The sequence below is a fragment of the Aeromonas sp. sia0103 genome (genome assembly GCF_963895295.1).
Classification (GTDB): Bacteria; Pseudomonadota; Gammaproteobacteria; order Enterobacterales; family Aeromonadaceae; genus Aeromonas; species Aeromonas encheleia.
This window is the reverse complement of record NZ_CAWQKG010000062.1, coordinates 100,661-121,700: the sequence shown is the minus strand read 5'-3', so window position 1 is coordinate 121,700 and position 21,040 is coordinate 100,661. Positions and strand designations below refer to the sequence as shown.

General features: G+C 64.6%; 19 protein-coding genes. 6 read left to right on the top strand and 13 right to left on the bottom strand.

What is annotated here, in order from left to right; all coding sequences use genetic code 11:
• Window positions 1–957: 957 nt before the first annotated feature.
• Both AACW18_RS20465 and AACW18_RS20460 read right to left on the bottom strand, forming a co-directional pair.
• Window positions 958–1,485 carry an AbiTii domain-containing protein gene (locus AACW18_RS20465; protein ID WP_042654404.1) on the bottom strand — a complete coding sequence of 176 codons (528 nt, stop codon included), beginning with the start codon at window positions 1,483–1,485 and terminating at the stop codon, window positions 958–960.
• Window positions 1,486–1,608: 123 nt separating this feature from the next.
• The gene (locus tag AACW18_RS20460) at window positions 1,609–2,073 is read right to left on the bottom strand and encodes a thioesterase family protein (protein ID WP_042654403.1); all 465 of its coding nucleotides are present in this window, start codon (window positions 2,071–2,073) and stop codon (window positions 1,609–1,611) included.
• A gap of 133 nt (window positions 2,074–2,206) precedes the next feature.
• Between AACW18_RS20460 and recQ the strand changes: the two genes are divergently transcribed.
• On the top strand, window positions 2,207–4,042 hold the full coding sequence (gene recQ, locus AACW18_RS20455) for an ATP-dependent DNA helicase RecQ (RefSeq protein WP_218389694.1): 1,836 nt from the start codon (window positions 2,207–2,209) through the stop codon (window positions 4,040–4,042).
• 38 nt (window positions 4,043–4,080) lie between these two features.
• Window positions 4,081–4,185 carry an HRDC domain-containing protein gene (locus AACW18_RS20450; protein ID WP_218389693.1) on the top strand — a complete coding sequence of 35 codons (105 nt, stop codon included), beginning with the start codon at window positions 4,081–4,083 and terminating at the stop codon, window positions 4,183–4,185.
• A gap of 93 nt (window positions 4,186–4,278) precedes the next feature.
• Here AACW18_RS20450 and AACW18_RS20445 read toward each other — a convergent pair whose 3' ends face one another.
• A complete protein-coding gene (locus tag AACW18_RS20445) occupies window positions 4,279–4,512 on the bottom strand; it encodes a c-type cytochrome (protein ID WP_339381604.1) in 234 nt (77 codons plus the stop codon).
• A 175-nt stretch (window positions 4,513–4,687) separates the two neighbouring features.
• Between AACW18_RS20445 and AACW18_RS20440 the strand changes: the two genes are divergently transcribed.
• The 3 genes from AACW18_RS20440 to AACW18_RS20430 all read left to right on the top strand — a co-directional run bounded on the left by AACW18_RS20440 (window position 4,688) and on the right by AACW18_RS20430 (window position 7,298).
• On the top strand, window positions 4,688–6,115 hold the full coding sequence (locus AACW18_RS20440; RefSeq protein WP_218389734.1) for a protein adenylyltransferase SelO: 1,428 nt from the start codon (window positions 4,688–4,690) through the stop codon (window positions 6,113–6,115).
• A gap of 10 nt (window positions 6,116–6,125) precedes the next feature.
• Window positions 6,126–6,413, top strand: a complete 288-nt coding sequence (locus AACW18_RS20435) for a DUF3630 family protein (RefSeq protein ID WP_218389692.1) — start codon at window positions 6,126–6,128, stop codon at window positions 6,411–6,413.
• Window positions 6,414–6,623: 210 nt separating this feature from the next.
• Window positions 6,624–7,298 (top strand): 7-cyano-7-deazaguanine/7-aminomethyl-7-deazaguanine transporter, encoded by a 675-nt coding sequence (locus tag AACW18_RS20430; protein ID WP_218389691.1) that lies wholly within the window; start codon window positions 6,624–6,626, stop codon window positions 7,296–7,298.
• Between the two features lie 272 nt (window positions 7,299–7,570).
• On the opposite strand, the gene rraA is transcribed toward AACW18_RS20430, so the two are convergent.
• The 7 genes from rraA to AACW18_RS20395 form a co-directional block, all read right to left on the bottom strand.
• On the bottom strand, window positions 7,571–8,056 hold the full coding sequence (gene rraA / locus AACW18_RS20425) for a ribonuclease E activity regulator RraA (protein ID WP_005328442.1): 486 nt from the start codon (window positions 8,054–8,056) through the stop codon (window positions 7,571–7,573).
• Between the two features lie 265 nt (window positions 8,057–8,321).
• Entirely contained in the window at window positions 8,322–9,746 is a 1,425-nt protein-coding gene (gene mgtE / locus AACW18_RS20420; protein ID WP_042649187.1) for a magnesium transporter, read from the bottom strand.
• A 145-nt stretch (window positions 9,747–9,891) separates the two neighbouring features.
• On the bottom strand, window positions 9,892–11,298 hold the full coding sequence (cysG, locus tag AACW18_RS20415; protein WP_218389690.1) for a siroheme synthase CysG: 1,407 nt from the start codon (window positions 11,296–11,298) through the stop codon (window positions 9,892–9,894).
• Window positions 11,299–11,310: 12 nt separating this feature from the next.
• Window positions 11,311–12,126 carry a nitrite transporter NirC gene (gene nirC / locus AACW18_RS20410; protein WP_218389689.1) on the bottom strand — a complete coding sequence of 272 codons (816 nt, stop codon included), beginning with the start codon at window positions 12,124–12,126 and terminating at the stop codon, window positions 11,311–11,313.
• Window positions 12,127–12,177: 51 nt separating this feature from the next.
• Entirely contained in the window at window positions 12,178–12,495 is a 318-nt protein-coding gene (gene nirD, locus AACW18_RS20405) for a nitrite reductase small subunit NirD (RefSeq protein ID WP_218389688.1), read from the bottom strand.
• A gap of 97 nt (window positions 12,496–12,592) precedes the next feature.
• A complete protein-coding gene (nirB, locus tag AACW18_RS20400) occupies window positions 12,593–15,139 on the bottom strand; it encodes a nitrite reductase large subunit NirB (RefSeq protein ID WP_218389687.1) in 2,547 nt (848 codons plus the stop codon).
• 393 nt (window positions 15,140–15,532) lie between these two features.
• A complete protein-coding gene (locus tag AACW18_RS20395) occupies window positions 15,533–16,453 on the bottom strand; it encodes a LysR family transcriptional regulator (RefSeq protein WP_033128988.1) in 921 nt (306 codons plus the stop codon).
• 179 nt (window positions 16,454–16,632) lie between these two features.
• On the opposite strand from AACW18_RS20395, the gene AACW18_RS20390 reads away from it, so the two are divergent.
• Window positions 16,633–18,033 (top strand): MFS transporter, encoded by a 1,401-nt coding sequence (locus AACW18_RS20390; protein ID WP_218389686.1) that lies wholly within the window; start codon window positions 16,633–16,635, stop codon window positions 18,031–18,033.
• Window positions 18,034–18,101: 68 nt separating this feature from the next.
• Here AACW18_RS20390 and hslU read toward each other — a convergent pair whose 3' ends face one another.
• The 3 genes from hslU to AACW18_RS20375 form a co-directional block, all read right to left on the bottom strand.
• Window positions 18,102–19,430 carry an HslU--HslV peptidase ATPase subunit gene (hslU, locus tag AACW18_RS20385; RefSeq protein ID WP_042654391.1) on the bottom strand — a complete coding sequence of 443 codons (1,329 nt, stop codon included), beginning with the start codon at window positions 19,428–19,430 and terminating at the stop codon, window positions 18,102–18,104.
• 62 nt (window positions 19,431–19,492) lie between these two features.
• Entirely contained in the window at window positions 19,493–20,041 is a 549-nt protein-coding gene (hslV, locus tag AACW18_RS20380) for an ATP-dependent protease subunit HslV (RefSeq protein WP_042654390.1), read from the bottom strand.
• Window positions 20,042–20,230: 189 nt separating this feature from the next.
• A complete protein-coding gene (locus AACW18_RS20375; RefSeq protein ID WP_218389685.1) occupies window positions 20,231–21,040 on the bottom strand; it encodes an SPOR domain-containing protein in 810 nt (269 codons plus the stop codon).

Here is a 21,040-nt window from a genome sequence, read left to right as displayed (position 1 = left end):
TAACACCGTTGCATCCAACCGAAGGGCCCGGCGCAAGCCGGGCCCTCTTCTTATGTCTGCCGACGTGGAATTCTCAGCGAAGGTCACTTGCGCTTGGCTGCAAAGCCGGCGGTGACCCTGCTGCACGCGTTCGAGTCATTGCCCACCCTGTCCACCGTGTACCAGCGAGTCAGCCACACCTGCGTAGGTGGTGGCCGTGGTGCCAGTCAGCACACCGCTGCGCTCCGGGGTACAGTATTCCCGTGATAGCCACCTTGAATGGTGTTCCCTGATTTTTGCGGTCATGCAGTACCCTTCTGTCCACGGCTTGCGTCGTCGTTAGTTCAGTGAGCCAAGTCTTCCCGCTTGCGACGGGCTGTTCCCGTCAGCCGCTATCCTCGTTTGGCCATTGGCAGGGGCTGCCTTGTTACCCGCAGAGAGAGCGCCGACCCGTTCCGCCCACAGGGCCATGGTTTGGCGGATCCCGGCTAGCTAGTCGTAGCGGCCTGGACCCCGCATACTGCTGATGCCCTGATGCCCTGATGCCCTGATGCCCTGATGCCCTGATGCCCCGATGCTGATGGTGTGGCTGGTGGCAAGCTCGGCAATGTGCGGTGCTAGGCCGAAGGCAAGCATTGGCGTCATGGCGATGCGGGTCGTGCGGCGTCCAATGGGGGATGATGTAGTCGTCACGCCAGGACTCGTGCAGGTTTTGTTCGGGACTTAGGGGCCGGAGGTACGGATGCGCTCACACCGACCAGATTAGAGAAGGCCGCTCCATGAGCGGCCTTTTCGCATTTGCAGTTTGCCTGATGCCTTCAGCAGGATGAAGATACTCGGGGCCGAGCGCCGGCCATTAAAAGGGCCACCGCTCGGTGGCCCAGGGGTGGAGTCTGATCCTGACTCCGGCACTCTAGATTGTGGCAATCTCGTTGTGGGTCTTGTCGATGCTGCCCTCCTTGCGCCCGGGGCGCTTAATCAGATATGCCAGTGTTGATGGCGCAATGCCTTGAAGCCGTGCTGAGTTTGCAGAGCCGCATGCTTGGGGTACTCACTAATGAAATGTTCGATTCCCTCCATCAGTTGTAGACGCAACGAAGACACGGGCTCATGCCAGGCTTGCAGGCAGAGATGGCCGGGGATCAACTGCTCTTGATACTCTTCCAGCAGTTGTTCTGGCCAAGGTTCGATACCGGAATCGTGTCGCAGTAGATAATGGGCGGCGGGCTCACGGGCATAGATGAACTGAACTTGGGCCAAGTCGCGTTGGCTTAGCGTTTGACTGCCGATGTGGCAAGTCAGATATTTTCCCGTCTTCAGATCCAAGAAGTGACCGCGTTGCCGACAGGCTATGATGCGATACCAAGGCAAGGGCGAACAGAGAGAATACCCTTCCAGCTCCTGTTCCAACCAGTGGCGACACTCGGGCGTATGTACCTCGTCGAGCAGGAGCTCGATCTGTGTCAGCAAGGCTCTGGATGGTTTGGTAGCCAGCATCGCGCTCATCGTCTGCACTCCTCCCTCTGCACACAATCCCGACTTTCAGTATGGACCCTGAGCGGCGGCGGGGGTAACAATTCTAATGATTAAAATCGGCTTAGAAGTGCAGTTTTTATGCAATAACGGCCATTAGCCGACCAGGTAGGTGCCGGTGCCGAAGGCGATGTGGGTGCCTTCCTCGTTGTGCAGCTCCATGCGGGCAACGGCCACCTTGCTGCCGGCGCGGATGATGTGGGCGGTGGCGATGAACTCGTTGCCGCGGCCGGGCCGCAGATAGTCGACCCGCAGATCTATGGTGCCTAGGCGGGAGAAGCGCTCCTTGAGGTAGCTGGGGGAGAAGTCTTCCAGTTCGTCGATGCAGGAGGCCGCGACTATCATGCCACCCGCCACGTCCAGCAGGCTGGCGGTGACGCCGCCGTGCAAGATGTTGTGGAAGGGGTTGCCGATGAGTTTGTCCTCCATCTTGATGCGCAGCTCCACCTTGTCGAAGTCGTAGTGGGTCACCTGCATGCCGATCAGCTTGTTGAACGGCATCCGTTCGGCGAACAGATTGGCGATACCACTGAGCGCCATCTTCTTCAGCATCTGTTTCATTCCCTGATCCCAATCCCTGGCGCTAAAGCCGAGTAAAAACTCCAGCCAGTCTGCAACACTTCCTTAACAGTCGCAATGGCAGGTTTATTGTGAGCGGCGGCTGCTTTAGAATGGCGACCCCAAAGGAGAGCCCATGACCGCTGTTGCCGACACCCAGCCCGACTTTCAACCAGAGAGTCCGCTTGCCCTGCTGCAGGCGGTCTTCGGCTACCAGCAGTTTCGGCCGGGCCAGCTGGAGATCATCGAGCAGATAGTGGCGGGCCGCGATGCCCTGGTGCTCAAGCCCACCGGCGGCGGCAAGTCGCTCTGCTTCCAGATCCCGGCGCTGCTGCGCCCTGGCTTGGGCGTGGTCGTATCCCCGCTCATCTCCCTGATGAAGGATCAGGTCGACAGCCTGCGCGCCAACGGCGTGGCGGCCGTCTACATCAACTCGGCCCTGAGCCGGGAGGAGATGATCCAGAACTTCGCCGCCATGCGCCGCGGCGAGATCAAGCTGGTCTATGTCTCGCCGGAGCGGCTGCTGCAGCACGAGTTTCTGGATCGGCTGGCGGAGCTGCCGCTCGGTCTGTTCGCCATCGACGAGGCGCACTGCGTCTCCCAGTGGGGTCACGACTTTCGGCCGGAATACGCGGCGCTGGGGCGACTCAAGCAGTGGTTTCCCCAGGTACCCGTGGTGGCGCTCACCGCCACCGCCGACGAGGCGACCCGCAGCGACATGCTGCACCGGCTGGAGCTCAATGACCCCTTTATCCACACCGCCAGCTTCGACAGACCCAACATCCGTTACAGCCTGGTGGAGAAGTTCAAGGCGGCGGAGCAGCTGTTGCGCTACGTGCAGAGCCAGAAGGGCAACTGCGGCATCGTCTACTGCTCCAGCCGCAACCGGGTGGAGGAGGTGGCCGAGCGGCTCTCCCGTCACGGCTGCAAGGCGGCGCCCTATCATGCCGGCCTGCCGCTGGAGCAGCGGCTGCGCACCCAGGATGCCTTCCTCAAGGATGACGTCGAGATAGTGGTGGCGACGGTGGCGTTCGGCATGGGTATCGACAAGCCGAACGTGCGCTTCGTGGTGCACTACGACATCCCCAAGAACATCGAATCCTACTATCAGGAGACGGGGCGGGCCGGCCGTGACGGCACCCCGGCCGAGGCGCTGCTGCTGTACGATCCCGCCGACATCGGCCGGGTGCGGCGGCTGCTCGACAACATCGAGAACCCGCAGCAGCTGCAGGTGGAACAGTATAAGCTGAACGTGATGGCGGCCTTCGCCGAGGCGCAGACCTGCCGTCGTCAGGTGCTGCTCAACTACTTCGGCGAGTACAACGACAAGCCGTGCGGCAACTGCGACATCTGCCTGGATCCCCCCAAGAGCTACGATGGCACCGAAGACGCCCAGAAGGCGCTCTCCTGCGTCTGGCGGGTGGGGCAGAACTTCGGGGTGGGTTATGTGGTGGAGGTGCTGCGCGGCTCGCTGAACCAACGCATCAAGGATCACGGCCACGACAAGCTGTCGACCTACGGCATCGGCAAGGATCAGAGTCACGAGTACTGGATGAGCGTCATTCGCCAGCTGATCCACAAGGGCTTGCTGACCCAGAACATCACCCGCAACCTGGTGCTGCAGCTGACCGAGGCGGCCCGCCCGGTGCTGCGCGGCGAGGTGCCGCTGGAACTGGCGGTGCCACGGCTGCAGCCCATCTCCAGTCGCAAGGAGAAGCGCAATGGCCTGCTCGACAGCGCGAACTACGACAAGCGGCTGTTCAAGGAGCTGCGCAACCTGCGCAAGCAGATCGCCGAAGAGGAAGAGGTGCCGCCCTACGTGGTGTTCAACGACGCGACCCTGGTGGAGATGGCCCAGCTGATGCCGATGACGGAAGACGAGATGCTGGCCGTCAACGGGGTGGGGCACCGCAAGCTGGAACGCTTCGGTGAGGCCTTCATGGATCTCATCATCGAGTATTGCCGGCGCTAGAAAGCAACCCTGATGGAGATGGGTCAGCGACGATGCCGATGACGGAAGACAAGATGCTGGCCGTCAACGGGGTAGGGCACCGCAAGCTGGAGCGCTTCGGTGAGGCCTTCATGGACCTCATCATCGAGTATTGCCGGCGCTAGGGCCGATTAGCGAAGCGCAATCGACCGCCGCAGACTCGGGCCCGGATGACGGCGCACCAGGGTCTAGGTGCTCGTCAGCCGGGCGTCACAGGGTCATTTCAGGCTGGCGTAGTAGGCCGCCAGGTTGTCCATGTCCGCTTCGGTGAGCGCGGCCATGAAGGGGGCCATCATGGGATCCTGGCGCTTGCCCTCCTTGAAGGCCTTCAGCTGCTTGACCAGATAGGGGGCATTCTGGCCCGCCAGATTGGGATAGATAGGCATGCTGGCCTTGCCCTCAGGCCCGTGGCAGGCGGCGCACAGGGCGGCCTTCGCCTTGCCCGCGTCCACATCGGCCGCCCTGGCGTGCTGACCTCAGGCCAGCGCCAGCAGGGGCAGGACATACAGCCATTTTTGCATCTTCTTTTCCTCGATTTGAAATAGAACACAGTCCCGTTGGCCTGACGCAGGCCAACGGCGGTATAAAAGAGTGACACGAGCATACGCAGGGATGAACCACGCCACCATGAAGCTGATCAACACTTTCGCCACCGAACTGCCCTGGGCCTGCGAGCCGGTGGCCCCCCAGCCCCTGCACAACGCCAGGCTGCTGCACCTCAACCAGGATCTGCTGCGCGAGCTGGGGTTGGCGGACGTCAGCGCGGCCGACTGGCTCGCCTGCTGCGGCCAGGGCCGGCCGCTGCCGGGCATGATGCCGGTGGCCCAGGTCTATGCGGGTCATCAGTTCGGCGGTTACAGCCCGCGCCTCGGTGATGGCCGTGCCCTGCTGCTGGGTGAGCAACAGGCGCCGGACGGCCAGCGCTGGGATCTGCACCTGAAGGGGGCGGGCAAGACCCCCTTCTCCCGCTTCGGCGACGGTCGCGCCGTGCTGCGCTCCAGCATCCGCGAGTATCTCGCCTCGGAGGCGCTGCATGCCCTCGGCATCCCCACCACCCGCGCCCTGGTGCTGGTGGGCAGCGACGAGCCCATTTACCGGGAGCAGACCGAGAGCGGAGCGACCGTGTTGCGCACCGCACCGAGCCACCTGCGTTTCGGCCACTTCGAGTACTTCGCCTGGAGCGGCCAGGGGGAGAAGATCCCGCAGCTCATCGACTATCTGCTGCGCCACCACTTCCCGGAGCTCAGCAACGGGGCCGAGCTGTTCGCCGAGGTGGTGCGCCGCACCGCGCGGCTCATCGCCAAGTGGCAGGCCGCCGGCTTCTGCCACGGGGTGATGAACACCGACAACATGTCCCTGCTCGGATTGACCCTGGATTACGGCCCCTACGGCTTCATCGACGCCTATGTGCCCGACTTTGTCTGCAACCACTCGGATCCGGGGGGCCGCTATGCGCTGGATCAGCAGCCGGCGGTCGGTTACTGGAACCTGCAGAAGCTGGCCCAGGCGCTGGCGGATCAGGTGGACGGCGACGCCCTGGCGGCGGCCCTGGCCCAGTACGAGCATCAGCTGATGCTGCACTACTCGGAGCTGATGCGGGCCCGACTCGGGCTGGAAAGCTGGGAGGAGGAAGACCCGGCCCTGTTCCGCCAGCTGTTCCAGCTGCTGGCGGCACATCGGGTGGACTATCACCTCTTCCTGCGCCGCCTGGGTGAGCTGACGTCTCAGGGAGAGTGGCCCGCCTCCCTGCTGGCGCTGCTGCCGGATCCCGCCCCCTGGCAGGAATGGCTCGACGCCTATCGGGCCCGGCTGGCCCGGGAAGGGAGCCAGGATGAGGCACGCAAGGCGCGGATGGACGCCGTCAATCCCAAGTACGTGCTGCGCAATGCCCTGGCCCAGCAGGTCATCGACGCCGCCGAGACGGGGAACATGGCGCCGTTCGAGCGGCTGTTTGCTGCCCTGCGGCACCCTTATGATGAGCAGCCTGAATACGAGGATCTGGCGACCCCGGTTCCCCAGTGGTATTGCGGTGGCGAGCTCTCTTGCAGCAGTTGAGGAGTGAAGGATGAACTGGCGGGTAACGCAGGTGGATGCCGAGTCGGCTGTGCTGCTGCTGACCTATCCCGGGCTCTGCTGGGACAACTTCCCTGCCCTGGCCGAGGCGCTGGTCGAGGGGTGGGAGCTTATACCGCTCGAGCGGGAGTGGGGGGCGGATCGCCACAGCTGGCTGCTGGAGTTCGAAGGCAGCCGGTTGCGGCTGGAGTATGAGCAGCACAGCGGCTGCTGGCTGGAGGCGACACACCCGGACGACAGGGAGGTGGTGCTCTGGCTGGGTCGGCAATATGGGGCATGAGTCCCGATGGTGGTTGCCGGGTCCGTCGCACAAGCATTGAATGACCGGCCTGGGGGTCTGTGGCGTCGCCCTTCGACGATGATTGCCGCAGGCTGAACCAGCAGCATAAGGATTGAACTATCCGTGTCGGGGCGTATAATCTCGCCCCTCAATTATCGCCAATGGTGGCGGTATGGGTTCCCTAACCCCATTAACCAAAAAGGTCACAACATGAATCTGACCCCTGCTCAGCACCATACGGCGCTGGTGCGCCTCTCTTTGTTCCACATTCTGATCATTGCCAGCAGCAATTATCTGGTGCAGCTGCCGATCACCGTCTTTGGCTTCCACACCACCTGGGGGGCCTTCAGCTTCCCGTTCATCTTCCTGGCCACCGATCTGACGGTGCGGATCTTCGGCGCCGGGCTGGCCCGCAAGATCATCCAGACCGTGATGCTGCCTGCGCTGGCCATCTCCTATGCGCTCTCGGTGCTGTTCTTCGAGGGCAGCTACCAGGGGCTCGGCAACCTGGCCGAGTTCAACCTGTTCGTGGCGCGCATCGCCCTGGCCAGCTTTATGGCCTATCTGGTGGGCCAGTTCATGGACGTGGTGGTGTTCAACCGCCTGCGGCTGCTCAGGGCCTGGTGGGTGGCGCCGGCCGCCTCGACCCTGTTTGGTAACCTGGTGGATACCATCGCCTTCTTCAGCATCGCCTTCTGGCGCAGCACTGATCCCTTCATGGCCGAGCACTGGGTCGAGATAGCCACCGTGGATTATGTCTTCAAGCTGCTGATAAGCTTGGGGTTGTTCGTGCCGCTCTACGGCGTGCTGCTGCGCTACCTCAGCCGCAAGCTGGTGGGGGAGGCCGGCCTTGCCGGTCTGCAACCGGCGAGCCGTCAGGCCTGACGAGTATGACCACCGCATGGGTGGTCATTTTTTTTGCACTTCTCGCAAATAAGTCTTGCACAGTTAAATGAGAATGATTATTGTTACCTTGTTTTCCGGGAAAGACTTCATTCGTTCCAACGTGATGGACTTCTTGTGAAGGCACGACATTGCTCACATTGCTTCCAGTTAAGGGGCCAGTTTTTTACTGGCCCTCTTTTTTTGTCTGTTTTTCAGCAAGTTGCAGTCATAAAAAATGGGAGCCTTGGCTCCCATCTTCAGTCTGTGTCGGCTCATTCTATGTCGAGTGCATCGGGGGAGAGGATCACCCCCGTGGTGTCCGCGTAGAGGTGATCGTCCGGCAGGAAGGTGACGCCGCCGAAGTTGACCGGCAGATCGGTCTCACCCACGTCCTTGTGGTCGGCGCCGACCGGGATGGCGGCCAGGGCCTGGATGCCGATATCCAGATCTTCCAGGATGTCGACCTCGCGCACGCAGCCGTAGCAGACGATGCCTTCCCACTCGTTTTCCGCCGCCGTGGTGGCGATCTCGCTGTCGATCAGGGCCCGGCGCATGGAGCCGCCGCCATCGATCAGCAGCACGCGGCCGACGCCGTTCTCTTTGACGACTTCACGGATGAGACCGTTCGATTCGAAGCATTTGACCGTGGTGATGACGCCGCCGAAAGAGGCACGGCCGCCGAAGGAGCAGAGCATGGGTTCGAGTACATCCACCATGTCCTGATAGATGTCGCACAGTTCTGAAGTGTTGTATTCCATTGAGTCAAATCCACCGCTGGAAACAGGTGGATCCAGTATAAGGAGTGGGACTGGCATTTCAATGAATATTCCTTGAACAAGCATGGGGATAAGAGACTGCACATGGATTCCCTGCAGCCCATCGCCGGGTCGCCGAGAGACTCAGAGTATCGAGCTGCATGGGGGACTTTCATCACCCGCCTTGCGGGTCAGGGGCATGTGCTCGTCCTCCCGGCCGAAAGACAAAGGGGCCATCAGGCCCCTTCATATTGGCGCCGATCCGGTACTAGAGCAGGAACAGGGTCGCGAGACCGAGGAAGATGAAGAAGCCGCCGGTGTCGGTGATGGCGGTGATCATCACGCTGGCCCCCACCGCCGGATCCCGCCCCAGCCGACTCATGGTCATGGGGATGATGACCCCCATCAGGGCCGCCACCAGCAGGTTCAGCACCATGGCGAGCGTCATGACAGCGCCCAGAGCCGCATCCTGATAGAGGAAGTAGGTGGCGACCCCCATGGTGCCGCCCCACACCAGGCCGTTGATCAGCGCCACACCCAGCTCCCGCCACAGCAGGAAGGAGACGTTGCCCGGCTGGATGTGCTGCAGCGCCAGGGCCCGCACTATCATGGTGATGGTCTGGTTGCCTGTGTTGCCGCCAATCCCTGCGACTATGGGCATCAGGGCCGCCAGCGCCACCAGCTGCGAGATGCTGTGCTCGAACAGGCCTATGACCCGGGAGGCCACGAAGGCGGTGCAGAGGTTGAGGGCGAGCCAGGCCCAGCGGGTCTTGACCGCCTTGGCGACAGGGGCGAACACGTCTTCTTCCTCGCTGATCCCCCCCATGCGGCGCAGATCGGTGTCGCTCTCCTCATAGACCAGGTCCACCACCTCGGCGACGGTGAGCCGTCCCATCAGCTTGCCCTTGCCATCCACCACGGCGGCGGAGACGAGATCGTCCCGCTCGAAGGTACGAGCCGCCGCCTCGTCGTTGTCTTCCGGATCGAAGGTGACGGGGTTCTTCTCCATCACGTCTTCCACCTTGGTCTCCGGTTTGTGCAGCAGCACTGTGGTGAGGGGCAGTTCCCCCTGCAGCCGGTTGCGTCTGTCGGTGACGAACAGCTTGTCGGTGTTGGCGGGGATCTTGCCGAGCTGGCGCAGATAGCGCTGCACAGTCGCCAGGCTTATGTCCGCCCGCACCGTTATGAGCTCGAAGTCCATCATGGCGCCGACCGTGTGCTTGCCGTAGCGGATCACCTCCCGCACCCGGTCGCGCTGGTCGGGGGCCATGGAGGTGAGCAGCCGGCCCATCAGGTTGCGGGGCAGGTATTGGCCCAGATAGATCTGATCGTCTATGTCGAGGGTGCGCAGGGCGTGCAGCAGTGCCTTGTCGCTCATGCCGCTGATCAGGCTGTCCCACACCGTCTCAGACGCCTCGACCAGGATCTGGCCGTGGCGCTCCGGGTCTACCTGCTGCCACAGCACCTGGCGCTCGTCCGGCGGCAGGGACTCCAGGGCATCGGCGACGTCGGCGGCCGGCAGGCTGTTGACCAGGCGCGTCAGCTCGCTGGTCTGATCCCGCAGCTCGGCGTCCTGCACCCCTTGGGGATCGAGCAGGCTGTCGGTGAGGGCATCGTCGGCCAGCAGCAGGGTGAGGATGCGGGCTCTGTCGTGTTCACGCTGTTTGGCGCTGTTCTTGGGGGGGAGAGACATGCAACAAGATTCCTGAATTCGGTTGGCCGGATGGCCGTGCCCCATAGGATACCAGACCCAAAACAATAGGTTATGACTGTAAATGCAGTAAAAAAAACGCCACCCTCAGGGTGGCGCTTGCAATACAGGGGAGTTGGGCGCCGGATCAGGCGGATGCCATCGTCTGCAGGGGGTCGCTGGCCTGACCGAACCAGGCAAGCTTGTCGGCCAGGGTCACCACCGAGCCGACCATGATGAGGGCCGGGCTCTCGACCCCGACCGCCAGTTTGGGCAGCTGGTCCAGGGTGCCACGAATGACCCGCTGGCTCGGCTGGGTGCCGCGCTCGATCAGTGCCACCGGGGTGTCGCCCCCCTTGCCGTGGGCCAGCAACTGTTCGCGGATCACGGTGCAGGATGACAGTCCCATATAGAAGACCAGGGTCTGCCGATCCCGGGCCAGCAGGGGCCAGTCGAGATCCCGGGCGCCGCCCTTGCCGTGGGCGGTGACGAAGCGCACGCTCTGGGCGTGATCCCGGTGGGTGAGGGGGATGCCCGCGTAGGCGGCGCAGCCGCTCGCCGCCGTGATCCCCGGCACCACCTGGAAGCCGATTTCACTACCAACGAGCGTCTCCAGCTCCTCGCCACCCCGGCCGAAGATGAAGGGGTCGCCCCCCTTGAGCCGCACCACCCGCTGTCCCTTCTTCGCCTCGTCCAGCAAGAGTTGGTTGATGCCCTCCTGGGGCACGCAGTGGTTGCCCGCCTGCTTGCCGACGAAGATGCGTCTGGCATCCCGTCGCACCAGTGCCATCACCTCGTCCGACACCAGCCGGTCATAGACCACCACGTCCGCCTGCTGCATCTGGCGCAGGGCGTGCAGGGTGAGCAGGCCGGGATCGCCGGGGCCGGCGCCCACCAAGATCACCTCGCCCTTGGCACCGGCATCCTCGGCAAAGAGCGCGTCGGCCAGTTGGTTGGCGGCGGCCTTGTCGCCGCGCGCCAGCGCCTGACCGAGCCGGTCGGCGCCAAGCAGCCGCTCCCAGAACTGGCGCCTCTCTCCCATGCTGGCGAAACGGGCCTTGACCCGCGCCCGCAGGCCGCCGGCAAAGGCGGCCACAGCGCCTAGGTGCTGGGGCAGCAGGGCCTCCAGCTTCTCGCGCAGCAAGCGGGCCAGCACCGGGGCCTTGCCACCGGAGGAGATGGCCACCATCAGCGGCGATCTGTCGATGATCGACGGCATGATGAAGCTGGAGCGCTTGGGATCGTCCACCACGTTGGCAAAGATTCCCGCCTGGTTCGCACTCTGATAGACCAGGGCGTTGACCTCGCGCCTGTCGGTGGCGGCCACCACCAACCACTTGCCCGCCAGCTGCGCCGGCTCGAACTCGGTGGCCAGCCAGTCGATGGTCCCGCCGGCGGCCAGCCCCGCCAGCTCGGGGTCGAGCGCGGGGGAGACCACCGTCAGTCGGGCGCCGGCGTCCAGCAGCAGGCGCGCCTTGCGCTCCGCCACCTCACCGCCGCCAACCAGCAGCACGGGTTTGTTGTCGAGTCGGCAAAAGATGGGCAAGTAGTCCATGGGGCCTCCGGATCAGGCGGTTTGGGTCTGGCTGGCGGTGGCGGTGGCGGCGTCGGTCACGGGGACGGGACGCTCCGCCTTGGGGGTGGCATACCAGTAACCGAGGCCCATGAAGAGCGCGCCGGAGACGGTGTTGCCGAGCGTGACCCACAGCAGGTTGTGGCCTATGCCGCCCAGGGTGTAGGCCTCGGAGTGGGCACCGAACCAGGAGAGGGCGAACAGCGTCATGTTGGCGATCGAGTGCTCATAACCGGAGGCGATGAAGGCCAGCAGGCACCACCAGATGGCGATGAACTTGGCCGCGCCCTCGGTGCGCAGCGCCATCCAGATGGCGAGGCAGACCAGCCAGTTGCACAGCGCCCCCTTCATGAACAGGGTCAGGGCCGGCGCCTGGGTCTTGGCCAGCGCCACCTTGTGGGCCAGGCTGCCCGCGTCCGGCAGCAGGCTGCCGCCGTAGGAGTAGATCAGCGCCACTGCTATGGAGCCGAGCAGGTTGCCGGCCCAGGTCTGGGGCAGGATGCGCAGCAGATCGCCCATGGAGATCTGGCCCGCCTTCACCCCCAGGGTGAGGAACATGGTGTGGCCGGTGAACAGCTCGGAGCCGGCGATGATCACCAGGGTCAGGGCGATGCCGAAGGTGGCCCCCATCACCAGCGGACGGATGGCCGGATCCACCAGGTTGCCCAGAGTGAAGATGAGGATGATGCCGAGGCCCACATAGGCCCCCGCCATGGCGGAGCTCAGCCAGAAGCCGAGTTTGTCGTCCCGCTCGAAGCGGTTGATGCGGGCCGCGTTGGCGGCGCACTTGTTGATGGTCTCGGTATACATAGGTGTTCTCTTTAAGGGGGCTGCCTGCGGGCAGCCCCGATATTCATGGAATTAGACGGTGACCCAGACTTGCTGGTCGCGCACTTCAACGGCATAGGCCGCAATCGACATGGTGGCATTTTCGAGACAGTGGCCGTCGCTCAGGCGAAAGTGCTGCTTCTTGAGCGGGCTGGCGACCCAGAGCTCGCCCTCGTGTTCGCAGATGATGCCGCGCGACAGCACGTTGGCGGCGAAGAAGGGATCCCGGTTGTCGATGGCGAACACCTCGGCCGCCTCGCTCGGGCGGAACAGCGCGATCTGGCGACCTTCGATCAGGGCGCAGACCCCGGTGCCAGGGAAAATGTCGTTGAGTTGACAGGCTAATTTCATCGCTTCATCTCCGCTTCGCATTGGATGGGCTGGCTATCCAGCAGGGCGCAGACGCTGTTGCCAATAATCACGTCATTGAGTTGAAAGACAGATTTCATTACTTGGTCTCCACCTCGATCTGGTAGACGGGGATGCGCTCCGCCGGGGTGGCGGGCCTGTGCTGGTCACGCTCGCTGACGAACTGCACGTCAGGGTCGCGTTTGCCGCTGTTGATGAAGTGGCTGAAACGCTTGAGCGCCTCCTCTTCATTCAGGGTGCGAGACCACTCGCACTCGTAGCCGTCGATCAGCACCTGGATGTCACGTTCCAGGGTCTCATTCAGTCCCAGCTTGTCGTCGACTATCACCTCGCGCAGGTAGTCGACGCCCCCTTCCAGGTTGCCGAGCCAGACCGAGGTGCGCTGCAGCTTGTCGGCGCTGATGACGTAGAACATCATAAAGCGGTCTATCAACCGGACTAACGTCTCGCGGTCCAGGTCCGAGGCCAGCAGATCGGCGTGGCGCGGCTTCATGCCGCCGTTGCCGCCCACGTAGAGGTTCCAGCCCGCGTCCGTGGCTATGATGCCGACGTCCTTGCCCTGGGCTTCCGCGCATTCGCGGGTACAGCCGGAGACCCCGAACTTCATCTTGTGCGGGGTGCGGATGCCCTTGTAGCGGTTCTCGAGGAAGACCCCGAGGCCGACGCTGTCCTGCACGCCGAAGCGGCACCAGGTGCTGCCGACGCAGGTCTTGGCCATGCGCAGCGCCTTGGCGTAGGCCTGGCCGGTCTCGAAGCCGGCGGCCAGCAATTTCCGCCAGATGGCGGGCAGATCGTCCTTCTGGGCACCGAACAGGCCGATGCGCTGGGCGCCGGTGATCTTGGTGTAGAGCCGGTAGTCGCGGGCCACCTCGGCCACCGCCAGCAGCCCTGCCGGGGTCACCTCGCCACCGGCCATGCGCGGGATGACGGAGTAACTGCCGTCCTTCTGCATGTTGCCGAGGAAGATGTCGTTGGTGTCCTGCAGCTGGGTGTTCTGCGGGCTCAGCACATGGCCGTTCCAGCAGGAGGCGAGGATGGAGCCGACCGTGGGTTTGCACACCTCGCAGCCATAGCCCTGGCCGTGCCTGGCCAGCAGCTCGTCGAAGCTCTTGATCCCTTCCACCTTGACCAGGTGGAACAGCTCCTGACGGGAGTGGGGGAAGTGGGCGCAGAGGTGGTTGTTGACCTCTATACCCTGCTTCACCAGCTCGGCGTTGAGCACCTGGCTGATGAGCGGCACGCAGCCGCCGCAGCCGGTACCGGCCTTGGTGTGTTGCTTGATGGCGGCCAGCGTGGTGTGACCCTCGGCCACCGCCTGGGCGATGTCGCCCTTGGAGACGTCGAAGCAGGAGCAGATCTGGGCGGTGGATGGTAGGGCATCGACCCCCAGGGTCGGCTTGGCACCGGCATAGGCGGGCAGGATCAGGGTGTCCGGGTGGGATGGCAGCGGCATGGCGTTGAGCATCAGCTGCAGCAGGTTGCCGTAGTCATCCACGTCGCCGACCAGCACGGCGCCGAGCAGGCGGCTGTTGTCTTCGCTCACCACTATCCGCTTGTAGACCCCGGCCTGATCGTCCTGGAACACATAGCTGTGGCTGCCGGGCGTGCGGCCGTGGGCATCGCCGATGGAGCCGACGGAGACGCCGAGCAGCTTGAGCTTGGCGCTCATGTCCGCCCCCTCGAAGCGGCTGTCGCCGCCGAGCAGGTGATCCACCGTGATCTGGGCCATCTTGTAACCCGGTGCCACCAGGCCGAAGAAGCGGCCTTGCCAGGCGGCGCACTCGCCGATGGCATAGATGTCGGGGTCGGAGGTGAGGCAGTGATCGTCGACCGTGACGCCGCCGCGCTCGGCGATGGCCAGTTCACAGTAGCGGCCCAGGGTGTCCTGCGGACGTATGCCGGTGGAGAAGACCACCACATCCACGTCAAGCGTGCTGCCGTCGGCGAAGGCGAGGCGGTGTTTGGCCTCCTTGCCGCCGTGCATCAGGATCTCGCTGGTGCTCTTGCTGGTGTGCACCTGCACGCCCATGGACTCGATCTTGCGGCGCAGCAGCTGGCCACCCTGACCGTCGAGCTGCTCCGCCATCAGCACAGGGGCGAACTCCACCACGTGGGTCTCGAGGCCCAGCGCCTTGAGGGCACCGGCCGCCTCCAGCCCGAGCAGACCACCACCCACCACCACGCCGCTCTTGCCGCTCTTGGCGGCGCTACGGATGGCTTTCAGATCCTCGATGGTGCGATAGACGAAGCACTCGTGGTGCTGGCTGCCCTGAATGGGCGGCACCCAGGGGTAGGAGCCGGTGGCCAGCACCAGCTTGTCATAGCCGACCACTGTGCCCTTGTTGGAGTGCACCTCGCGGGCCGCCCTGTCGATTTTTTTCACCGCCTCGCCGAGCAGCAGACGGATGCCGTGCTTCTCGTAGAAACCGGGTTTGACGAGGGAGAGATCTTCGCTGGTGTGGTGGGAGAAGTAGGAGGAGAGATGGACACGATCGTAGGCGGGACGGGGTTCTGCACCGAAGACGGTGATCTCGAACCGGCCCGGATCGGCCCGCTCGATCAACTCTTCGATGAAGCGGTGCCCCACCATGCCGTTCCCTATGACGGCCAGTCTGACTTTGCTCATGATTGCCTCTGATTTGGAGTAATAAAACGTCATTCTGGCGTTAGGCTACCCAGTCACGGGGGGAGGGCAATTGATGTAAATCAAGTGTCTATTTATATATCCCCTCAGAGGTAAGTTGGTGAAATAGAAAGCTATGCATAAATAGGTATACCAGTGGTGCAATTAGGCTGCTGGCGTGCCGAATGGCAATGAGGGGTGGCGGCCACCGTCGGTGGGTCGGCACTCAGGCGGGGGGGTGGCGATAGACCGGCGGCTCGTTCGTGGGCCGCAGCTCGTTCACTTTCATCATTCGGCTGGGTGGCAGGGGGCGGCCTGGCTCGCCAACCATGATGAAAAAACACTTCGGTGAGGCGATGTTTATCGCAGGGTCCCGAGTAGGGGGCTGCCCCGGGATCAGCGCATTGGCTGTGGCGTTTGATAGGGCGCGCGGGCGCAGGTCTCGCGGATGAGATGGCGCAGCCAGCGGTGGGCCGGATCGGCATCGAGCCGGGGATGCCAGAGCAGGGCCAGGGTGATTTTGGGCAAGGGGAAGGGCAGGGGCAGGGTCACCAGATCGGCGTGCAGGGCGGCGCAGTGCAGGGCGGGCACCGTGGCCACCAGATCGCTGCCCCGCACCAGCGCCAGCGCAGTGGCAAACCCCGGCACCAGGGTGGTGATGGTGCGCTCCAGCTTGAAGACGGCGAGCGCCTCATCGACGGGGCCGTGCTCCTGCCCGCGGCGTGACACCATGATGTGGCGGGCGGCGGCATAGCGGGCGGCGGTCAGGGGGCCTTCGCACAGGGGATGACCGGGGCGCACTACGGCGACGAAGCGATCCTGGAACAGCGCCTGGGTGTGCAGCTCGGGCGCCGTGTTGGCGCCGATCACCCCGGTCTCGAAATCCAGCTCCCCGCCGCGCAGGGCGTGGCTCTCCTTGTCGGGCTTGGCCATGAAATGCAGCCGTACCCCGGGCGCCTCGGTGGCGAGCCGGGTCAGCAGGGCCGCCCCGACGCTCTCCACGAAACCGTCGCTGGCCCTCAGCCGGAAGGTGCGCACCAGGCTGGCCGGATCCACCTCCTGCTGGGGGCGCAGCACGGCCTCGGCCTCCTGTACCAGCTGGCTGACCTGCTCGCGCAGGACCAGGGCGCGCGGGGTGGGCACCAGCCCCCGGCCGGCCCGCACCAGCAGGGGATCCCCCGTGGTCGCGCGCAGCCGGGCCAGCGCCCGGCTCATGGCGGAGGGGCTGAGCCGCAGCCGTCTGGCGGCGCCGGCCACGCTGCCCTCATCAAGCAGCGCCTCCAGGGTTAGCAGCAGATTGAAATCGGGTGTGCTCATGATCTTTGCCTCGCCGAGCCTTCAGGGTGACCGCCTCATGGCGACGCCTCTCGCCTCATCATACGCGAGAATGGGCGCCTTCATATGGCGTGCCGTGCAGCTATAAGTTGCAAGTCGTGCGTCTTCCGCCGGTTCAGCTTGCTGGCTAGCCTTGTCGGCATCCTAGTCCGCCGGAGCTCATGCCCATGCCACACAATATCGTTCTTTCGCCCCCTCTCGTTCACCGGCTCGGCCTGCTGGCGCTCGGGCTCGCCACCCTGTTGCCCATGCTGGCGGGGAGCATGGCCAACATGGTGCTGCCGGCGCTGGAGCAGGCGTTTGCCGTACCTTTTGCCGGCGTGCAGTGGGTGCTGGTGGCCTACCTGCTGGGGCTCACCTGCCTGACGGTGGTGGCCGGGCGGCTCGGTGACCGGCTCGGCCGGCGTCGCCTGTTGTTCTGGGGCCTTGGACTGTTTGCGCTGGCCTCCCTGCTGTGCGCCCTGGCGCCCGCCATCGGCTGGCTCATCGCGGCGCGGGCCCTGCAGGGGGGCGGGGCGGCCTGCATGCTGGTGCTCGCGCTGGCCATGGTGGGGCAGCTGGTGGGGCCGGCGCGCCGTGGCTGGGGCATGGGTCTGCTCGGTACCCTGTCGGCCTGCGGCACTGCCCTCGGCCCCTCGTTCGGTGGCCTGCTGATAGGTACGTTCGGCTGGCAGGCGCCCTTCCTGCTGCTGGTGCCCGTCAGCCTGCTGGCGCTGGGGGCTGGCCTGCTCGGCCTGCCTGCGGAGGGTGCACCGCCGAAAAAGGAAAGCATCCCCCTCGCGAGCCTGCTGATGCTGGTGATGGCGCTGCTCTGCTACGGGCTGGCGCTGACCTCGGGGGGCACTCTGGCGCTCTGCTGGGGGGCGGGGGCACTGCTCGTCGCCGCGCTGTTCGTGCGCCGCGAGCGCCTCGCTTGCTCCCCCCTGTTGCCGCTGGCGCTGCTGGCCGAGCCCCACCTGCGCGGCGGCCTGCTCGCCAGTGCCCTGGTGGCCAGCGTGATGGTGGCGAGCCTGCTGATCGGCCCCTTCTACCTGCGGGGGGTGTTCGGCCTCGATCTGGGGACGGTCGGGCTCATGATCTCGGGCGGGCCGCTGCTGGCGGCCCTGACGGGGATGCCCGCCGGCTGGCTGGTGGACAGGGTAGGTGCGCGGCGGGTGGTGCGGCTCGGGCTGATGGCCATGGCGAGCGCGACTCTCGGGCTGGCGACCCTGAGCAGCGGGCTGGGCCCGCTCGGTTATCTGCTGCCCATCTTGCTGCTGACCGCCGGCTATGCCCTGTTCCAGACTGCCAACAACAGTGCCCTGGTGGGGGCGGCGAGCGAGCAGACGAGGGGGGCCGTGGCCGGCTTGCTGACCCTGTCGCGCAATCTGGGTCAGCTGACGGGGGCCGCCGGGCTCGGTGGCCTGTTTGCCAGCCTGGTGGGCACGCACAGCCTGGCCACGGCCATGGCGGCGGATCTGGCGTTCGCCATGCAGGCCAGCTTTGCCCTGGCTGGCTTGTTGATCGGCGGGGCACTCTGGCTGGTCGGACGCCGCCGCGAGGGGGCACTGGCGGTGAGCTGAGGGGGAAACCATGAGGCATAAAAAACGCCTCCATCGGGAGGCGTTTCTAGAGCGTCATAGAGCTGGCCTTACAGGATAAAGCGGCTCAGATCCTCGTCCTCGATCAGCTTGCCGAGGTGGGCGTTGACGTAGTCGGCATCGATCACGAAGGTCGCGCCGGACTGCTCGGAGGCATCGTAGGAGATGTCTTCCATCAGTCGCTCCATCACGGTGTGCAGGCGGCGGGCGCCGATGTTCTCGGTGCGCTCGTTGACCTGCCAGGCGGCCTCGGCCAGGCGGCGGATACCGTCCTTGGTGAACTCGATCTTGACCCCTTCGGTCGCCATCAGCGCCTGGTACTGGTCGGTGAGGGAGGCGTTCGGCTCGGTCAGGATGCGCTCGAAGTCTTCGGTGGTCAGCGCGGTCAGCTCGACCCGGATCGGCAGACGGCCCTGCAGCTCGGGGATGAGATCCGACGGGCGTGCCACCTGGAAGGCGCCGGAGGCGACGAACAGTATGTGGTCTGTCTTCACCATGCCGTGCTTGGTGTTGACGGTGCAGCCCTCGACCAGCGGCAACAGATCCCGCTGTACCCCCTCGCGTGAGACATCGGGACCGGAAGACTCACCGCGCTTGCAGATCTTGTCGATCTCGTCGAGGAAGACGATGCCGTTGTTCTCGACCGCGTGGATCGCCTTCTGCTTCAACTCTTCCGGGTTGACCAGACGGGCGGCCTCCTCCTCGATCAGCACCTTCATGGCCTCCTTGACCTTGATCTTGCGCTTCTTCTTCTGCTGCTGACCCAGGTTCTGGAACAGGCCCTGCAGCTGGTTCGCCATCTCTTCCATGCCCGGCGGGGTCATGATGTCGACCCCCATGGGGCTGGCGGAGAGCTCGAGTTCGATCTCCTTGTCATCCAGCTGGCCTTCCCGCAGCTTCTTGCGGAACACCTGGCGGGTGTTGGAGTTGTCGGCCTTCTCCTCCTCGCCCCAGCTGTTGCGCGGATTGGGCAGCAGGGCGTCGAGGATGCGCTCCTCGGCGGCTTCCTCGGCGCGGTATTTCATCTTCTCCATCTCGGTCTCGCGCACCAGCTTGATGGCGACATCGGTCAGATCGCGGATGATGCTGTCCACTTCCTTGCCCACGTAGCCCACCTCGGTGAACTTGGTCGCTTCCACCTTGATGAAGGGGGCGTTGGCCAGCTTGGCGAGGCGGCGGGCGATCTCGGTCTTGCCGACGCCGGTCGGGCCTATCATCAGGATGTTCTTCGGCGTCACCTCGTGGCGCATCTCCTCGCTGAGCTGCATCCGGCGCCAGCGGTTACGCAGGGCGACGGCCACCGCCCGCTTGGCATCGGCCTGGCCGATGATGTGGCGGTCCAGCTCGTGAACGATTTCTCTCGGGGTCATCTCGGACATGATGGCATTCCTGTATCCGGGGCGGGCAGGGCCCACCCCTTGCAAATTGGCAAAGAGGGGCCTTACTTCGGCTCGGTCTCTTTGGGGGCGTACTCCAGCACTTCAACCGTGTGATGCTGGTTGGTGAAGACGCAGATGTCACCGGCGATCTTGAGGGACTTCTCGACGATGCTCTTGGCATCCAGCTCGGTGTTCTCCAGCAAGGCGGTGGCCGCCGACTGGGCGAAGTTGCCGCCCGAGCCGATGGCGATGAGATCATGCTCCGGCTGCACCACGTCACCGTTGCCGGTGATGATGAAGGACTTGTGCTCATCGGCGACCGCCAGCAGGGCCTCGAGGCGGCGCAGGGCGCGATCGGTGCGCCAGTCTTTGGCCAGCGCCACGGCGGCGCGCTCCAGATTGCCCTGGTGGGCCTGCAGCTTGGCCTCGAAGCGCTCGAGCAGGGTGAAGGCATCGGCGGTACCGCCGGCGAAGCCCGCCAGCACCTTGCCGTTATAGAGACGATGAACCTTGCGGGCGTTACCCTTCATGACGGTGTTGCCGAGGGATACCTGGCCATCCCCCCCGATCACGACTTGGCCGTTGCGGCGGACAGAAACTATGGTAGTCACTTTACTTACCTCGCTTGAGCCGAAAAACGGCCTGACTGTGCATGGCAAGAAAGATGGGGGTCAGGCCGGAGTTTTTCAACCCTGCCGATGGCGCGGATAAAAGAGGGCGTCATATGGCCTGCAGGCCAGACGGCGGATAAGAAGAAGGCAGGGTGTTGAGCCCTGCCTGCTGTCTGGAGCGGACGAGTATCAGCCCTTCTTGGGGATACAGCCGCTGATGCCGGCGCCTTGCAGCTTGCGGTTGGCGGCATCGACGGCAGGCTTGCCGCTGAAGGGGCCGACCATCACCTTGTAGACGGTGCCGTTGGCGCCATTGACCACCTGCAGGCTGGAGGAGAGGCCGGCGCCGAAGGCGATGCGCGCCTTGAGCGATTCGGCGGAATCCTGTGAGCGCAGGGCGGCGCACTGCATCATGTAGCGACCACTGTCTGCCGCCGCAGTCTGCTGCGCCGCGGCCGCCTTGGCCTTCTCCTGCTCGGCCCGCAGCTCCTTCTCCATGCGCGCGAGCTCGGCCTTGCGGTCGATCACTTGCTCCTGAGCGCTGGTCACGGGGGCCGGCTTGGCGGGCTGAACCGGTTGCGGCTGGTACGGCTGCACCTGGCCGATGGGCGTCCCCGGCTGGGGGATGTCGGTCGGCACCGGCTGCGGCAGTTTCTCGGGCTGCAGGGTGAGGGTGGGCGCCGGTGGCGGCACCCCCGGCTGGGGCGGCGGCTCCATGATGTCCACCTGCTTGTTCTCCAGCCGCTCGATGTAGCTCCACTTCTCCTGTGGCAGGCCATTGCCCTGTGCCTTCGGCTTGTTGGCCTTGACCTGCTCCTCTATGGTCGGGGCATCGGCGCCCTTGCCATTGATCAGGTAGAGGAAGGCGCCGAAGCCGACGAGCAGGGCCCCGGCCAGCAGTGCCGGGATAACAGGAAAGCGGCGAGGTGCCGCTTTCTTGGTGTTACGACCACCGGCCCGTCTTCTCGGGCTGTTGCCGACGTAATCCCGGGTTGCCAT

Excerpts from the sequence above, each read along its gene's own strand:
- rraA (WP_005328442.1), bottom strand. The coding sequence starts at position 8,056 with ATGGAATACAACACTTCAGAACTGTGCGACATCTATCAGGACATGGTG.
- mgtE (WP_042649187.1), bottom strand. The coding sequence starts at position 9,746 with ATGTCTCTCCCCCCCAAGAACAGCGCCAAACAGCGTGAACACGACAGA.
- nirB (WP_218389687.1), bottom strand. The coding sequence starts at position 15,139 with ATGAGCAAAGTCAGACTGGCCGTCATAGGGAACGGCATGGTGGGGCAC.
- AACW18_RS20440 (WP_218389734.1), top strand. The coding sequence starts at position 4,688 with ATGAAGCTGATCAACACTTTCGCCACCGAACTGCCCTGGGCCTGCGAG.
- AACW18_RS20390 (WP_218389686.1), top strand. The coding sequence starts at position 16,633 with ATGCCCATGCCACACAATATCGTTCTTTCGCCCCCTCTCGTTCACCGG.
- cysG (WP_218389690.1), bottom strand. The coding sequence starts at position 11,298 with ATGGACTACTTGCCCATCTTTTGCCGACTCGACAACAAACCCGTGCTG.
- AACW18_RS20465 (WP_042654404.1), bottom strand. The coding sequence starts at position 1,485 with ATGAGCGCGATGCTGGCTACCAAACCATCCAGAGCCTTGCTGACACAG.
- AACW18_RS20460 (WP_042654403.1), bottom strand. The coding sequence starts at position 2,073 with ATGAAACAGATGCTGAAGAAGATGGCGCTCAGTGGTATCGCCAATCTG.
- AACW18_RS20435 (WP_218389692.1), top strand. The coding sequence starts at position 6,126 with ATGAACTGGCGGGTAACGCAGGTGGATGCCGAGTCGGCTGTGCTGCTG.
- AACW18_RS20375 (WP_218389685.1), bottom strand. The coding sequence starts at position 21,040 with ATGGCAACCCGGGATTACGTCGGCAACAGCCCGAGAAGACGGGCCGGT.
- hslU (WP_042654391.1), bottom strand. The coding sequence starts at position 19,430 with ATGTCCGAGATGACCCCGAGAGAAATCGTTCACGAGCTGGACCGCCAC.
- AACW18_RS20430 (WP_218389691.1), top strand. The coding sequence starts at position 6,624 with ATGAATCTGACCCCTGCTCAGCACCATACGGCGCTGGTGCGCCTCTCT.
- AACW18_RS20395 (WP_033128988.1), bottom strand. The coding sequence starts at position 16,453 with ATGAGCACACCCGATTTCAATCTGCTGCTAACCCTGGAGGCGCTGCTT.
- nirC (WP_218389689.1), bottom strand. The coding sequence starts at position 12,126 with ATGTATACCGAGACCATCAACAAGTGCGCCGCCAACGCGGCCCGCATC.
- AACW18_RS20450 (WP_218389693.1), top strand. The coding sequence starts at position 4,081 with ATGACGGAAGACAAGATGCTGGCCGTCAACGGGGTAGGGCACCGCAAG.
- nirD (WP_218389688.1), bottom strand. The coding sequence starts at position 12,495 with ATGAAATTAGCCTGTCAACTCAACGACATTTTCCCTGGCACCGGGGTC.
- recQ (WP_218389694.1), top strand. The coding sequence starts at position 2,207 with ATGACCGCTGTTGCCGACACCCAGCCCGACTTTCAACCAGAGAGTCCG.